Here is a 484-nt window from a genome sequence, read left to right as displayed (position 1 = left end):
GTTCGCGCACGCGCTTGAGGAAACCGGACTTGGCCGGCATCACGCCGCCCTCGCCCTGGATCGGCTCCAGCATCACCGCCGCCACGTCGCCGGCGGCCATCGCGGTTTCCAGCTGTACTTCATCGTTGAAATCGATGTAGCGGAAGCCGCCGGGCAGCGGCTCGTAGCCTTCCTGGTACTTCGGCTGGGCAGTGGCGGTCACCGCGCCCAGGGTGCGGCCGTGGAAACTGCCACGGAAGGTGATGATCACCCGCTTGTCGGCCGGGCGGCCCTGGCTGGAGGCCCACTTGCGGACCATCTTGATCGCCACTTCGTTGGCTTCGGCGCCGGAGTTGCACAGGAACACGCGCTCGGCGAAGCGGCTGGCCTTCACCAGCTCCTCGGCCAGGTGCAGCGGCGGCGCACTGTAGAACACGTTGCTGGTGTGCCAGAGCTTGCCGGCCTGCTCGACCAGTGCGGCCACCAGGTCCGGATCGTTGTGGCC

At 67.8% G+C, this 484-nt stretch carries 1 protein-coding gene; it reads right to left on the bottom strand.

Features of this window, described 5'->3' with window-relative positions; translation table 11 throughout:
* Positions 1-484, bottom strand: a 484-nt coding sequence (locus D7X55_RS46055; protein ID WP_121725736.1) for an aminotransferase class III-fold pyridoxal phosphate-dependent enzyme, incomplete at both ends; no start/stop codon positions are given.

Source organism: Corallococcus sp. AB049A (genome assembly GCF_003668885.1).
GTDB lineage: Bacteria > Myxococcota > Myxococcia > Myxococcales > Myxococcaceae > Corallococcus > Corallococcus interemptor.
Note: the sequence above shows the minus strand (reverse complement) of the source record. Positions and strands in the feature narration are given on the sequence as shown.